This window comes from Emticicia sp. SJ17W-69, assembly GCF_051209875.1.
GTDB lineage: Bacteria > Bacteroidota > Bacteroidia > Cytophagales > Spirosomataceae > Emticicia.
The window spans coordinates 40,780-55,874 of the sequence record NZ_JBNTQY010000001.1 but is presented as its reverse complement, the minus strand read 5'-3'; the positions used below and the strand labels follow the sequence as shown (position 1 = coordinate 55,874).

Sequence of the window (15,095 nt, the reverse complement as noted above, 5' to 3'; positions counted from 1 at the left end):
TTTATAATAAAATGTATGAAAAACGCTTATTTTTGAAGGTTTTTCCAAAATGCCTTTTCTAAACTTTTTTCGCTCGAATATGATTTATTACCTGTACTATTTTTATTTGGCAAAGTGCTACCAACTATTTGATAAAGCTTGGTTTTTAACTCGCTCTTTTCATTGGCTGAAAGCTCTTTATCATTGATAATTTTTTGTAATAAGCTCAAAATCGACAAATTCGAGATTTTGTTATTTATTGTATTACCACTGAGGTCATTTTCAAGTTTCAATAATTTTTGTTTCTGAACAAAATTGAGCTTTTGTGAGCCTATTTTTGCATCGATAATACCCAGTACTTCGGCAATCAGGTTTTGTAATTGTTGTTGTGAATATTTTTTTTCACTACTAAATGCTTCATTAAACTTTGTTAATTCACCCGTTAGACGTTTCTCTTTTTCTTTAATCGGCGGTGGGTCATAACTGGTCTTTTTTACAAAAGTTCGAGCTTTTTGTTGAGCTAATTTTAAGTATTCGAGGGCCTTTTTCTCGAAAGGAAGAGCTTTTTCGGGTTCATATAATCTCAAATGTAGCTCCGACTGCCACATTTGTTCCAAAGACATTTTCAACAAACTTCGAGTTGATTGTTCGTAGTATGTATTGGCTTCACCATCATCGTGCGAGTGTACATAATCTGCCAAAAGCTCGGCAACAGGGTCTTTTCCTTCTTGTTTACTTCCTTCATGTTGATGCTCATCTTTATGTCCGCTTGATTCGGTTTCGTGTTCGCCACCGTCATGGTCATGCACGTAGCCTTTCAAAAAATCACCATCTGTCTCAACGTCGCTTGGCAAAGCGTTTGCTCCACCAATCGTATTTTCAAATTCTTCACCTAAATATTGCCCATATCGCAGTCTGAGGGCTTTTTGGTCAAAACCAATTTCGTTAGACGCACTATTAAACTCTTGAGGCGGTGTTTTTTTGCGTTTAGCAATCAATTTTTCTGTATCTATGATTATTTGTCGCTGACTTCTAAAATATTCTGGAACAATATTCATTGCCATTGTCGAAAGTTCGGCTTCTTCAACATTGGCCGTATCTTTATAAACAATAAAGTAGGTGTCTGATTTTGTAAAATTGGGTTCTGGTCTTTTATTATCAATTGCCGCCCAATAGTAGTAAAGTTCATCGCCAGGAGAAAAGTTTAAGGCTTTTAAGTCAATATTTTTAGAAACAGTGGCTTCTTTAAAATTGGCTTGACTGATTGGAAATTTCACTTCTCTAAATTTAACATTTTCGCCCGACCCTCTTGCCAAGGTTGCTACAATAAACGCTTGATTTACCAAAAAATCATCTGAGATTTTGGCAGCAATTGAAATGTTTTTCGGGTCTTTAAGATAATGAAAAGTATATAATTCTTTAGAATTAGGTTCAATTTTAGGAGCGAAATCTGGAATAGCTTCTAATCTATAATAATCTGATTGATAGATAAGTGAGTCTTTAAGATATGCTTTGAAAGCATATAAGCCCGAACTCAATAATTGGTCAGAATATTCAAAAGCATCACCGATTTTCTTAAAATTCAACTCTTCTGCTCTATTATTTACCAATTTTACAACCAAATCAGTAGAATTTGTAAAATTCAACTGCCATTTCAAAATAGACCCACTTATGGCAGAAGCATTCAAATCTGACACAACTCTGATTGGAAACTTTGTGTAACTCGGTGGAATAATTGTGAGCTTTGCTGTTTGAAGTTCTGAGTTCTGAATTATGAGTTCTGAGTTTTTTTTGCTTTGTATTTCAGTTGGTTTTGCGATTATGTTTTTTTTCAAAAAAGGATACGCAAAATTTATCCCTAAAGCTGCTAAAAAAATCATTAAATAAATGCCCAATTTTGGAGAAATAACATTGGGTATGGGCTGCGTTTCGATGCTCGATAATAATCTTTCTAATTGTAATTGTTCGGCAATATTAGGTTTTGAAATATCTAATAATTGAAGGCTATACTCGGTATTATTGAGTTTTTGGTGAATCAACTGAAGGGCTGTATTACGTTTATTTTGGAAAAGTTGCGTTTTATATGCCATTATTCCAAAACCGACAATTGCTCCTAAAGTTGGCAGAAAAAATACAGTTGAAAAAGTCGAAACTAATAAATAAATAGCCCCTGCTACCAACAGACACATTAGAAATGCAGTGGCGTATAATTGGTAATTTACCCAAGAAATTATTTTACGTACTTGGTTCATGCGTTTTTCTTTAGTGCAACCCAGCGTTCAATTCCTAAAATGATAATAAAAATCAATAAAATGACTTTTGAAAACCCACTTTCTTCCGATAATTTAGAATGATGCTGTGATATTTTAAATAATGAATTCAATTGTTGCTGACTGAGTGGCTTTTGAACGGTTTTTAATTGATAATGTTTGATTAATTTTTCACCTAAATATTCGGGAAGCTGTCCGCTGAAAACTAAGGTTGAAACCTCTTCTGCAAAATTTTCATTAAAATTAAAGTCATATTTTTTTCCTAAGACTTTTTCAAAATCTATGGCAATTTCAATCTGATAAACTTCTGCTAAAGCCTTTAAAGCTGCTTCTATTGCTTGTTTTTCTACCTTATTTTGATTTTCGACAAGGAAATTTATTACTCCCGAATGAGCTGGTTTTTGTTCAAACTTTCCATTTGCGTCTAAAGCAAAACTACTACTCAATTGATTGGAAGCATTAATATATAATTTTCTCTTATTTGAAAAATCCAAATATGGTTTTGCAGGAAAATTCAGCGAATCAATAATTGTATGAAGCGAAAACTTGTTCGGAACAAAGATATTTGGTACTTCATTCAAACTTTCATTATTGACAAAATACAGTTCAAATTGCTCTTTTAGATTTTTTTGAAAAACCTTATTAATAGACGCTTGAAGCATCAAAGTATTAAATTCTTGCGACGATGGCATTTTAGAAATATCATCTATTTGCTCCGTTTTTGAGTTAATCCAATAGATTTTTTCTCCTTTTTTTTGTGCTTCTTCTAACTCAAATTTATAATTATTAACAAGCAAGCGATTGGCTTGAACCAAATGTACTTTTTTAGCTAAATCGTTATTATTCAGCCAATTAAATATTGGTTTACTCAAAAAGAAAGCTAAAATAACGAGTAATAAACACCGAAGTAATAAAAGCAATATATTCTCTAATCGAATGCCTCTTGATTGTTGGAGGTTCTTTTCGATTAGCCACGAAGTGGCAGCCCAATTGAGCAATTTTCCTTTCTTTTGATGCCAAAAATGGAGTATTATCGGTATCGCAACCGCCAAAGTACTCCAAAGCATGAAAGGGTTTATAAATTCCATTTTATAGTCGTCTTTTCTTCAATGATTCTGTAATTACGCTTGCAATTGGGTCTTGTAAAGTTGCCCTTATCAAATGAACATTGGGTATTCTGAGCGATTCTTCTAAATTTGTCAAATATTTTTCTGCTGATTTTCTAAAATCATCTTTGACTGATTCGGCTTCCAATTCTATCTCTTTTCCTGTTTCCAAATCTTTGAAACGATAGAATCCTTTTAGGTTAAAATTAAGTTCTTCCTTACCCAATATTTGAAAAATAACCACATCACGGCGTGGATTTGCTATATTTTGAATCAATTTTAGCCATTCTTCTCCTACTTGAAGAAAATCAGAAGCTATGATGACCAACTCTTTTTGTTTTTGTTGAAACTCGGCAAATTTAGGATTAGCATTTTGCCAAGTTCCACTTGCTTCTGCTTTTTCGAGTGAGTATAAAATTCGTTCAAAAGCCTTTTTTCCTGATGGAACAAGTGTTTGAATTTCACCATTTTGTAATGAATACAAGCTCAAAAGGTCACTCTGACGATAACCTAAATATGCCAATGAAGCCAACAAAATTTTAGCATATTGCAGGCGATTGACGTCTTTTTCAGCATAATTCATTGAGCCTGATAAATCTAAAACCAACCTGATTTGAAAATTACTTTCGGTGGCAGATTCTCGAACCAAATGTTTTTGTGTGCGAGCAAAGAGTTTCCAGTCTATTCTTTTGGGGTCATCGCCAGGTTCGTAATGGCGATATTGTTCAAACTCTGTTCCAAGTCCAAATCGTTTGCTGCTATGAATACCCAACAATAATTCATCACTGACTAATTTTCCAGCGAGTTGTAGGTTATTAAGTTTAATGAGTTCTGATGAGAGCATGATTATTTACTATTCTTCAATAAGTCTCTAATCACATTATCAGTGGTGATATTCTCTGCTTCTGCTCTGAAATTTAGGGCGATGCGATGCCTTAAAATTGGATACGCCAAAGTCTCAATATCCTCTGGAATGACCGCAAAACGTTCATTCAGCACTGCTCTTGCCTTTGAACAGAGCACTAAAGCTTGCCCTGCACGAGGGCCAGCTCCCCATTCGCACCATTGTTTCACAAAAGCAGAGTTAGAATTGGCTGGACGGCTACCTCTTACTAATTGATTTACTTTCAAAATCAGTTCGTCGCTTATATGAACTTGACGAGTAAGTTTTTGTAAATCAATAATATCTTTATCGGTCAGAATCGTTTGCAGTTCTGGTTTGCTTGTACCTGTAGTGCTTTTCAAAACCTCTAATTCTTCTTGTTCCGAAGGATAATTTAGCTTGATATACAACAAAAAGCGGTCTAATTGAGCTTCAGGCAAAGGATATGTGCCTGCTTGCTCGATGGGGTTTTGCGTAGCAATGATTAAAAAAGGAAGCGGCAAAGCGTAATTTGTACCTGCATAAGTTACCTTATATTCTTGCATGGCTTCGAGCAAAGCCGCTTGTGTTTTAGGAGGAGTTCGATTGATTTCATCAGCTAAAACGATATTAGCAAATATAGGGCCTTGATTAAACTTGAAGAATTTTTTACCAGTTTCGTGGTCTTCTTCTAAAATTTCAGTACCGATAATATCTCCTGGCATTAAGTCTGGCGTAAACTGCACTCTCTTAAACTTCATATCAAGAGATTTTGCCAATGTGCTTACCATCAGCGTTTTAGCTAATCCTGGAACACCTTCTAACAAGCAATGACCGCCCGCTAACAGGGCAATCAGAATCTCATCGATTGCCTCGTGTTGCCCTATGATTACTTTGCCAATTTCATTTTTTAAGTGTGGTAATTTTGCTACCAATGATTTATAATGTGTAAGTTCTTTGGTTTCCAATTGTCTAAGAAGTGTTAAAGTTTGTTTATATGCTTATATAAAAAATGTACGACGGAGTTCCTATCCTACTCCGTAGAACAAAATCTATACTGTTAATGCGTAATTAATAATATTTACTCCAAACTTAGTATTGTCTTCGGCCAAGAAGCGTTTATTCCGAAAATCGTAGTCCCACTCGCAACCGTAATCTTTATTGCTATATAAAACGCCAATTCTTCCATTGATTTGTACTGCTTTCAAATAATCATGCACAAGGTCATCGCCCCAACCATTTAATTCAAAACTGGTAGTCGGAGGGCCTTCAAACTTAAAAAAACAGTTATAAATTTCATGTGTATTGGGTATTTTTTGCAAAGCTTTTGCTCCAAAAGTACGAGCCATTTCTTGTTCAAATGATTTTGCAAAAAGCCCATCAATGTCGTGGTTACAATCATCCACCAATACAAAACCGCCATTTTCGACATATTTGCGAAAATGGTCTCTTTCTTGACTCGAAAACTCTACCAATTTATGCCCACTCAAATAGCAAAAAGGACTTTTAAATATTTCATTACTACTCAAAAGCACTACCTTTTCTTTTTCATCAATCGGAATCGTCGTATATTCTACCAATGAATTCAAGATATTAGCAGGCATTCGCTGGTCGGTGTCCCAATCTCCAGAGTTGTATTGTATTCGTGTGAAAATAAATGGTTTCATTATAATCAGTTAACAGTTATCAGTTATCAGTAAACAGTTTAGAATGCGTTTCTTTAAAAACAGTTATTAAAACTGAATTCCGAGAAAATTTTGATAACTGTTTACTGATAACTGAACACTGATTTTATACTGCATCCGATAAACTTGAAAATGTAAATTCCCGAATTTTCATCGGTGGTACCATATAGTTTTGATTTGACTCTGTACTAACAACACGTTCTGGCTTTCCTAATGTTTCAAGGTTATTTAACATAATCAAAGGACTTTCGTTGAAGCGGAAGTTTTTGATTGGATATTTAATTTTACCGTCTTCGATTAAGAAAGTTCCATCACGAGTAAGCCCTGTGAGCAAGAGCGTTTGTGGGTCAACTGTGCGTATATACCACAATTTTGTCACTAAAATGCCCTTCTTCGTACTTTTTATCATTTCGTCTAAAGTTGCTGTACCGCCTTCCATAATCATATTATTTGGACTTGGCACAGGCTTAACACCTTTTTTCTCTGCCCAATAGCGTGAATAAGAAAGGTTTTTTACTACACCTTTTTCAATCCAAAACATCTTTTTCTGAGCTTGACCATCTCCCGACCATGCAGCAGCTGGCAATTCTGGATGAGTGGGGTCAGAATAAAAAGTTACTCGTTCATCAACTACTTTTTCGCCTAATTTAGTTTTTCCACCTGCTTTACTGAAAGATGAGCGTCCTTCGTCAGCACTGCGGGCATCCATATCAAAATAGATATTTTCGAGCAAAACTACTGCTGCTGTTGGTTCTAAAATCACCGTATATTTACCTGGTTCAAGAGCTTTTGCATCTTTTGAACCAAGAGATTTCTGAATAGCAATTTTTGTTGCTGCTACTGTATCTAATTTATTTACATCACTAAATCCTTTGATTACATAGCCAGAGCCAGTACTATCTTCGGTGCGAACGGTTAATGAAAAATTGACATTGGTACTTTTGTAATAGGCAAAAAGCCCTTTTGAATTCATCATGGCATTATAGCCCTTTTGGTCTTCCAAAAAGCCTGCTGCCACCAATTTTTGTTCACGGGTTAGCACTAAACTTTTATAAACTGCTTCAGCACGAGTATCGGGCGAAACATTTGCTGTTGATTCAAAATACCCATTTGATTTGATATATTCTTGTGGGCCTAAAATACCTACGTATTCAGGGTTTTCGGGAGCAAGACGAGCCAATTCTTCCGAACGACGCACTACTTTTTCGATAGAAGCATCATCAAACTCATCAATTGTGGCAACACCTACTTTTTTACCAAAAGAAGATTGTACTTGAAGATTTTGGTTAGTCAATGCTCCACTTGTAGAAACTTCATTGCGAGCATAACGAAGATTTCCACGTGTTTCTCCCAGCAGATTTACTTCACATTCATCTGCTTTCGAGTAGCTTAAAACCTTCTTTAGTAAGGCTTTAGCTTCTTCTTCATTTAATATTACAGACATTTTTTTTCGAGATTAATTGTTAGGAAATGATTAGACTTTACGTGCAGTATTAATGACGTTTACGCCGTTAAAACGTGCCGTTGAGCTACCATGCGACACTGCACTTGATTGCGAAGGTTGCCCTTTTCCATCAAAGAATGAGCCACCCAAACGATAATCACGCTCATCACAAACTTTTACACAAGAATTCCAGAACTCTTGCGTATTTGATTGATAAGCTACGTCTTTCAACATTCCTGCGATTTGACCATCTTTTATTTCATAAAATAACTGTCCACCAAATTGGAAATTATAGCGTTGTTGGTCTATCGAGAACGAACCATCACCAATAATATAAACACCTTTTTTCACATCTTTTATCATTTCGGCTACCGAAAGTGGTGTTTTTCCTGCTGCCAACGACACATTAGCCATGCGTTGAAACTGAACTGACGACCAGCTATCGGCATAGCAACAACCATGAGATTCTTTTTCACCAATGATATGTGCTTGGTCACGAATGGCTTGGTAATTGACTAAAGTACCGTCTTTTACTAAATCCCAACGCTTGGTTTTAACTCCTTCGTCGTCCCAACCAACTGCTCCGAGCGAACCAACTTGTGTTTTATCAGCAAAAAGTGTTACTTCTTTGCTTCCATAATTGAAGTTTTTGCTTTGCCATTTATCTAAAGTTGCAAATGATGTTCCTGCAAAATTGGCTTCATAGCCTAAAACACGGTCAAGTTCAAGTGGGTGTCCAACAGATTCATGAATGGTGAGCCATAAGTGAGATGGGTCAAGTACCAAGTCATATTTGCCTGCTTCTACTGATTTTGCTGTCAATTTTTCTTTGGCTTGTTTAGCTGCCGCAGTTACATCTTCGAGCATATCGTAGCCTTTATTATAACGAGTGGTAATACCTGAAACTTTATCACTTGGATTGGTTTGCAAATATTCATAACCCATGCCGACAGGAGCAGATAATGCTTGGCGAGTTTCAAATTTACCTGATTTTGGGTCAATGGCAGTTACAGCTGCAATTGGCCAAATTCGGTGAATATCTTGGTCAATATATGAGCCATCTGACGAAGCAAAATATTTTTGCTCATTTACCATAAATAGCACCGAGTTCACATAATTAGCACCATTTTTCAAAGCAGCATCATTTACTCCTAATAGCAAATCAACTTTTTCCTTGATTGGCACTTCAAAGGCATTTCTTTGAATAGGAGCTTTCCAACTTACTTCACCATAGCCACTTTGAGGAGCTAATTGTACGGGTACTTTCATTAATTTTGCATTGGCCTTTGCAATTGCCACCGCTTCTTCGGCAGCTCTGGCCGTATCGGCTTCGCTTTTTGCATCTACAACTGCCGCAAACCCCCAACAACCATTGGCAATTACACGTACACCAACACCATACGATTCTGTATTAACGATGTTTTGTACTTTGTCTTCACGAGTAACGACAAATTGGTTGAGATAGCGACCGATACGCACATCGGTATAGGTTGCACCTTTGGCTTTTGCGGCATTAAGAGCTGCATCAGCAAGGCGTTTTTTGATAGCAACATCAATCGCACCATCAAGCATCGCCTCTTGCGAAACGGCATTTCCAATAATCGGAATGCCCCCCATAGGCATATTGGGTAACATCAGCCCCCCAAAACCTAAACTGGATAATTGAATAAAATCTCTTCTTTTCAAAGCTTTTTCAGTTTATTTTGTTTATAATGAAGAATAGGTACTACTTGTTGAAATATAAAATTAAGCATTAAAAGCCATTCAAAAATAACCCTTTATGGGTGATTTTGATGAATGGGTAAATTGTGGAGATAAATGGTTGAACTTTATGTAAATGGCACGAAAAATATCAGTTTTCAAAAAGTTCTTTTATGAAAATTTATACTTTTCGTGCTTCATTTTAAATCTTAAACCGCATCCGATAAGCTACTGAATGTAAAATCTCTGATTTTCAATGGGGGAATTAAGCATCCACCAACACGTGTTGGAACACCCATTGCTTCTAAATTATTAAGCATAATAACTGGACTTTCATTGAATCGGAAGTTTTTTACAGGAAACTTGATTTTTCCTTTTTCGATATAAAAAGTTCCGTCACGGGTCAGTCCTGTGTAGAGTAATGTTTGAGGGTCAACGGCACGAATGTACCAAAAACGGGTAACCAAAATGCCTTTTTCTGTACCTTTAATAAGGTCGGCCAAAGACTGTGTGCCTCCTGCCATTATGAACGCCGATGGTGGAGGTGTTCCTTTCACACCTTTTTTCTCAGCCCAATAACGAGAATAAGTCATGTTTTTTACTACCCCATTCTCAATCCAAGCTATTTTTTCTTGTGGTCTGCCATCAATGCCTCCACCACCGAATCGGCCACCACCACCACCACCGCCGCCTGCAGCAAATCCAGCATTAGGTATCTCTAAGTTGCTTGGGTCGGAGTATATATTTACTCTTTCATCGAAAAGTTTTTCGCCTAAACGAGTGCCACCACCTTTTTTACTCAAAAAGCTTCTACCTTCGTCGGCACTTCGAGCATCCATGCTTCGCATCATATTTTGAAGTAAATCAATTGATGCGGCTGGTTCAAGTATCACAGTATATTTTCCTGGCTCTAATGCCTGAGCATTGACTGAGGCCATTGCTTTTTGGATGGCTACTTCAGTGGCTGCTTTTGTATTTAACTTTGAAACGTCATTATAATCATGAATAGCATATCCTGAGCCTAAACCATCAGCTGTTCTTACGGTAATCGTAAAATCTACATTTGTTGATTTATTATAACCAAAAAGCCCTTTTGAATTGCCAAATGCGGTAAAACCCGAAAAGTCTTCCATATAGCCCGCCGCCGTTAAGTTCTTTTTTGAACAAGGGTCTATACTATCAAATGCTGCTTTTGCTCTAAAATCTGGGTCAATATTAGCTGTGCTTTCGGCAAAAGTATTGGTTTCTAAATACGTTTGTGGTCCAAGCATTGGTACATATTCAGGGTTTTCAGGAGCAAGTTTTGCTATTTCTTCTGCTCTCCGAACAGTTTTTTCTAAGGAAGCATCATCAAATTCGTTGATAGTTGACGTGCCTGATTTTTTTCCAAAAACCGCTGTAACCGCCAAAGACATATCGGTGGAAACACCGCTTGTCGAAACTGAATTTCGGGCATAACGAATATTTCCTGTACGGCTGCCACTTAATGTTACAGCCATTTCGTCTGCTTTTGAAAATGCCAAAACTTTATCTATTATCTTTTTAGCTTCTTCTTTTGTTAATATAGCCATTGTTGAAAGTAATTTTAAAGCCCTCCCTATTGAGGAGGGTTGGGTTAAATTTTTCTACCTGTGTTGATGACATTCACTCCATTGAAACGAGTAGTGGCACTTCCGTGCGAAACAGCACTTACTTGCGAAGGTTGCCCTTTGCCATCAAAAAACGACCCGAAAGTTCGGTAATCATCTTTATCACATATTTGTACACATGAGTTCCAGAATTCTTGCGTGTTTGATTGATATGCTACATCGTCTAACATTCCTACCACTTCTCCATTCTTAATTTCGTAGAAAAGTTGTCCACCAAACTGGAAATTGTAGCGTTGTTGATCAATCGAATAAGAGCCTCGTCCAACAATATATATCCCTTTTTCCACACCTTTAATCATATCAAGTACGCTCAACTTTTCTTTTCCTGGGCGAAGCGATATATTTGGCATTCTTTGAAACTGCACCGAGTTCCAATTGTCGGCATAGCAACAACCATGAGAAGCATTTTCTCCTATGATATTTACTTGGTCACGAATAGCTTGATAATTTACCAAAATACCATCTTTTATAATATCCCACTCTTTGCAAGGAACACCTTCGTCATCATAGCCGACAGTTCCCAAAGTATATGGTTGTAATTTGTCTGCAACAATATTTACTTGTTTGCTACCAAAATTAAAGGCTTTGGTTTTCCATTTATCTAAAGTACAGAAACTTGTTCCCGCATAATTTGCTTCATAACCTAAAACTCGGTCAAGTTCAGTTGGGTGTCCAACTGACTCGTGAATGGTTAAGCCTAAATGATTTGGATCAAGTACTAAATCATATTTTCCTGCTGCCACCGACTTTGCTGTTAGCTTTTCTTTTGCTTGTTTGGCTGCCGTGATAGCATCTTCCACCATATCATAAGAGTTACGATAACCAACTAAGCCATTAGGTCCAGCAATTTTTTCGCTTGCTAAGCCATCTAAATATTCGTAACCCATGCCCATTGGCGAACTGATAGCATCACGCGTCTTGAATTTCCCTGCAGCTTTATCAATGGCAGTTACAGTAAATGTAGGCCAAATACGATGAACATCTTGGTCGATGTATGAACCATCAGTTGAGGCAAAATACTTTTGCTCATTCACAAAAAACAAATTTGATGTAACAAAGCCTGCTCCATTTTCCATAGCTTTGCCGTTTACATTCATCAATAAATCTATTTTTTCTTTGATTGGGATTTGAAAGGCGTTTTTCTTGATGGGTGTATTCCAAACAACTTCGCCAACACCTTTTTGTGGAGCTAAAATAACTGGTTCTTTTTGGATTTTGGCATTTGCTTTGGCAATCGCTACTGCTGTTTCAGCACATTTGGCAATGCCATCATTACTCACATCACTCGTGGCCGAAAAACCCCATGTGCCGTTGGCAATTACTCGAATACCGACACCGTAAGATTCGGCGTTGACGATATTCTGTACATTTTTTTCACGGGTAAATAAAAATTGTTGAAGATACCTGCCGATACGAACATCGGTATAGGTTGCACCTTTCGCTTTAGCGGCATTGAGAGCCACATCTGCCATTTTCTTTTTCATGGCATTATCTGCCACTGGATTGAGCAATTGTTCGATTGACACTTCGTTGCCAAGAACTGGAATCGAAGCTCCCATCATTGCTCCCAAACCCATACCCGACAACTGGATAAAATCCCGTCTTTTCATAATTTTAAGGTGGTTGATTGAAGATAATTGTTAATACAAACAGTAAAAATGAAAAAATAAAAAATAGTAATCAATCTTTTCGTCAAATATTGTAAATCAATTGATTATCTATTGCTTTTTTACTATTTCTCCTTTGATTTGTTCAAACAGCTCAACAGCTTTTTTAACTTACCTCTATTAGTAGTAAAATATGTTTTCTGTCATATTTTCCATTTGGGTTCATCATATTTTATGTAAATGCCAATAACGTACTTGCCTAAAAATTCAAAGATAAAAATCTCTGTTTAGCCCTTTTTATTTAATTTTTTACTTAATTATATCATACAAATGAAAGCAAAATTGTTACAATTAGTCTTAATTTCTGGAATTATGACTATCTGTCTATCTTTTAATGCTACTGCCCAAAGCAAGCCTTGGACAGTGCCAGACGCCTCCAAAAGCAAGAAAAATCCTGTTGCAAATGATGCTGAAGCTCTTGCTACTGCTAAGACATTATGGGGTACTCACTGTAAATCTTGTCATGGAGCAAAAGGTTTGGGTGACGGATCGAAAGCGGCACAATTAAAGACAGAGCCTGGCGACTTTTCACAAGCAGCAACACAGTCTCAAACCGATGGTGCTTTATTTTACAAAATTTCTGAAGGAAGAGACGATATGCCTTCGTTCAAAAAGAAAATCCCAGATGATGATGACAGGTGGAGTCTAATATATTTCATAAGAACATTGAAAAAATAATTGTTAGAGGGGCAATAAAATATTTATTGCCTCTCTGAATTTTAAACTGATCATTTATGGATACTGATATTATCTTATTTATTGAAAAACTTCAGCTAATGATTTTTTTTCTGGGTTATCCATTACTTTTTACTTTTCTATATTCCTTCAAAAATTCTAAAGAATCCACGTTTTATCATTTTCTTCATACTTTATATACTCTTCTTCCAAGTTCTTATTTTTTATTAGGTCTTTTATTCGTCGGCCTTGTTTTTAAAAATCTTTTTCCTGATTATTCTGTCAATAACTTTTTCCAGCAATTCAAGTTTCCATACCTTACATTTTGGGCTTCCTCTTCTCTTATTTTTTGTATTGGTTTTTTAAACAAACGTCCTATTTATAGCTTATTACACAGCCTTGTTTTCTTTTCATTATTATTAAAAGATTTTTTTTCGGCCACAAATGACATAATTAGGAATGATATGAAAATCTACACTATCAGTTTACTGATAAATTCCGTCTGTCTTCTTCTTCTATTTTTAATTAATTTATTATTTAAGTGTCTTATCAAAGTAAAATAAAATCTCCTGTGTATGATGTATTTTGAGTTTGTATCCGCTCAATAAGTCTTTATTGTTTATCTGCTATTTATTAACTCAAAATCCTATTCATAATCATATCTATTACTCTGCATTGTCATAATTTCTAAAGCATTCTAAGAATAGTTTTGACCCATCATTTAGAAATGCTTCTATACTTCTAAAAGATGGATAGTGACACTTTATAAACCTAAGCCCTTATAACTAATTACCATTATTAGCACTATAATTTGGTTCACTATTCTAAAAATTCACTTAAATTAAATATATTTTATGAAAACTTTAATCAGTAAGTCACTATTATTAACATTTGTCATATTGAGTGGATATGGGTACATTTCAAGTTGTACTCATGAAGACATTACCCCGCCAGAACCCGTTTCAACTAAACCTGTAATTACAAGGGGAACAAATATACACTTACCTGGTAAGATTACAGTTGGAAATAAAAATGAATGGAAATTAGACAAAGCACACTCAAGCGTTTTGTGGCAAACAAACTACGTTGGTGCAGCTGGTTTATTGACTGGTCGTTTCAATCAATTTGGTATGCATAATGTGGAAAATGCGAGAATGACTTCTTACACTACTACAGGCCAGCCATTAGCCGACTCTTCATGGGCATTTTACGAAAGCGAACCTGCTAAAACATATTTTAATGGTTATGTTCAGATGAATACTTCAAATACTGGGGAACCAGGAAGGGATGCTGGCTGTAATATCACAGCTTTAGGAACTACTCCAATTGTGGCTGGAACACAAAACTTAACTGTTACAAATCTTGCAAAAATTAGAAGTACTAAAGTTGAATTCGACCCTTTAACGTCTGATTATATCGCAACTATTGAACTCACTTGGAAAGGTAACTTGGCCGCTCCTTTGACAAAGACAATTGTAGGAAAATTGAAATATATTTCAAAAGGAACAATTGGTGCAGGCACAGCCTCTACTTACGATGTATTTGGTTTACAATTATCATTTCAATTCAATTGCCGAGATTTTGGAATCACAAGTACTAGTATTTCTGATAAAATAGAAATTCAATGTAATATGAATTTCAATAATAAATAAACATTCAAAACTGGATAAGAAATGAAACGTATAAAAATATCTCTGGCATTAATAGTTTATTTCGCAGTGGTTTTATCAAGTTGTTATAATGATGTTGTTATTCCAACGGCCGCTGCTGACCCCGATGGCCCTCCACAACCCGTAAGTTTTAAAGCCGATTTGATGCCATTATTCAACAAAAGTTGTGCATTATCTGGTTGCCATGTTTCGGGTGCACACAAACCCTATATGGCTTCTGATGTATCTTTCGGTCAGATTACTAACGGTGGTTTTGTAAATACATCTCTACCGAAACAAAGTATTTTATACCTTATGATTAACGGTGAAATGCGAGAATACATTCCTTCAGCTGTTGATAGACAAAAAGTATATGACTGGATAAGAAATGGGGCACAAAACAATTAA

General features: G+C 36.0%; 12 protein-coding genes. 3 read left to right on the top strand and 9 right to left on the bottom strand.

The genetic code is table 11. The features are described from left to right. Positions 1-26: 26 nt before the first annotated feature. From ACQUQZ_RS00210 to ACQUQZ_RS00170, 9 genes are all read right to left on the bottom strand, one after another. Positions 27-2,231, bottom strand: a complete 2,205-nt coding sequence (locus ACQUQZ_RS00210) for a hypothetical protein (protein ID WP_435352520.1) — start codon at positions 2,229-2,231, stop codon at positions 27-29. Continuing rightward, positions 2,228-3,337, bottom strand: a complete 1,110-nt coding sequence (locus ACQUQZ_RS00205) for a BatA domain-containing protein (protein WP_435352519.1) — start codon at positions 3,335-3,337, stop codon at positions 2,228-2,230. The genes ACQUQZ_RS00210 and ACQUQZ_RS00205 overlap by 4 nt, the downstream gene beginning before the upstream one ends. A gap of 1 nt (position 3,338) precedes the next feature. Beyond that, positions 3,339-4,199, bottom strand: a complete 861-nt coding sequence (locus tag ACQUQZ_RS00200; protein ID WP_435352517.1) for a DUF58 domain-containing protein — start codon at positions 4,197-4,199, stop codon at positions 3,339-3,341. A gap of 2 nt (positions 4,200-4,201) precedes the next feature. Beyond that, complete coding sequence (locus tag ACQUQZ_RS00195; protein WP_435352516.1) at positions 4,202-5,185, bottom strand: AAA family ATPase; 984 nt, start codon at positions 5,183-5,185, stop codon at positions 4,202-4,204. An 84-nt stretch (positions 5,186-5,269) separates the two neighbouring features. Continuing rightward, the gene (locus ACQUQZ_RS00190) at positions 5,270-5,884 is read right to left on the bottom strand and encodes a DUF4159 domain-containing protein (RefSeq protein WP_435352515.1); all 615 of its coding nucleotides are present in this window, start codon (positions 5,882-5,884) and stop codon (positions 5,270-5,272) included. Positions 5,885-6,008: 124 nt separating this feature from the next. After that, positions 6,009-7,346, bottom strand: a complete 1,338-nt coding sequence (locus ACQUQZ_RS00185) for a TldD/PmbA family protein (RefSeq protein WP_435352514.1) — start codon at positions 7,344-7,346, stop codon at positions 6,009-6,011. Positions 7,347-7,376: 30 nt separating this feature from the next. Continuing rightward, entirely contained in the window at positions 7,377-9,032 is a 1,656-nt protein-coding gene (locus ACQUQZ_RS00180; protein WP_435352512.1) for a TldD/PmbA family protein, read from the bottom strand. 224 nt (positions 9,033-9,256) lie between these two features. Further along, complete coding sequence (locus ACQUQZ_RS00175) at positions 9,257-10,618, bottom strand: TldD/PmbA family protein (RefSeq protein WP_435352511.1); 1,362 nt, start codon at positions 10,616-10,618, stop codon at positions 9,257-9,259. Between the two features lie 44 nt (positions 10,619-10,662). Next, entirely contained in the window at positions 10,663-12,306 is a 1,644-nt protein-coding gene (locus tag ACQUQZ_RS00170; RefSeq protein WP_435352510.1) for a TldD/PmbA family protein, read from the bottom strand. Positions 12,307-12,633: 327 nt separating this feature from the next. Here ACQUQZ_RS00170 and ACQUQZ_RS00165 point away from each other — a divergent pair, with 327 nt between their 5' ends. The 3 genes from ACQUQZ_RS00165 (at position 12,634) to ACQUQZ_RS00155 (ending at position 15,095) form a co-directional block, all read left to right on the top strand. Next, the gene (locus ACQUQZ_RS00165; RefSeq protein WP_435352509.1) at positions 12,634-13,041 is read left to right on the top strand and encodes a c-type cytochrome; all 408 of its coding nucleotides are present in this window, start codon (positions 12,634-12,636) and stop codon (positions 13,039-13,041) included. An 851-nt stretch (positions 13,042-13,892) separates the two neighbouring features. Then, entirely contained in the window at positions 13,893-14,690 is a 798-nt protein-coding gene (locus tag ACQUQZ_RS00160; protein WP_435352507.1) for a YceI family protein, read from the top strand. Between the two features lie 21 nt (positions 14,691-14,711). Continuing rightward, on the top strand, positions 14,712-15,095 hold the full coding sequence (locus tag ACQUQZ_RS00155; protein ID WP_435352505.1) for a hypothetical protein: 384 nt from the start codon (positions 14,712-14,714) through the stop codon (positions 15,093-15,095).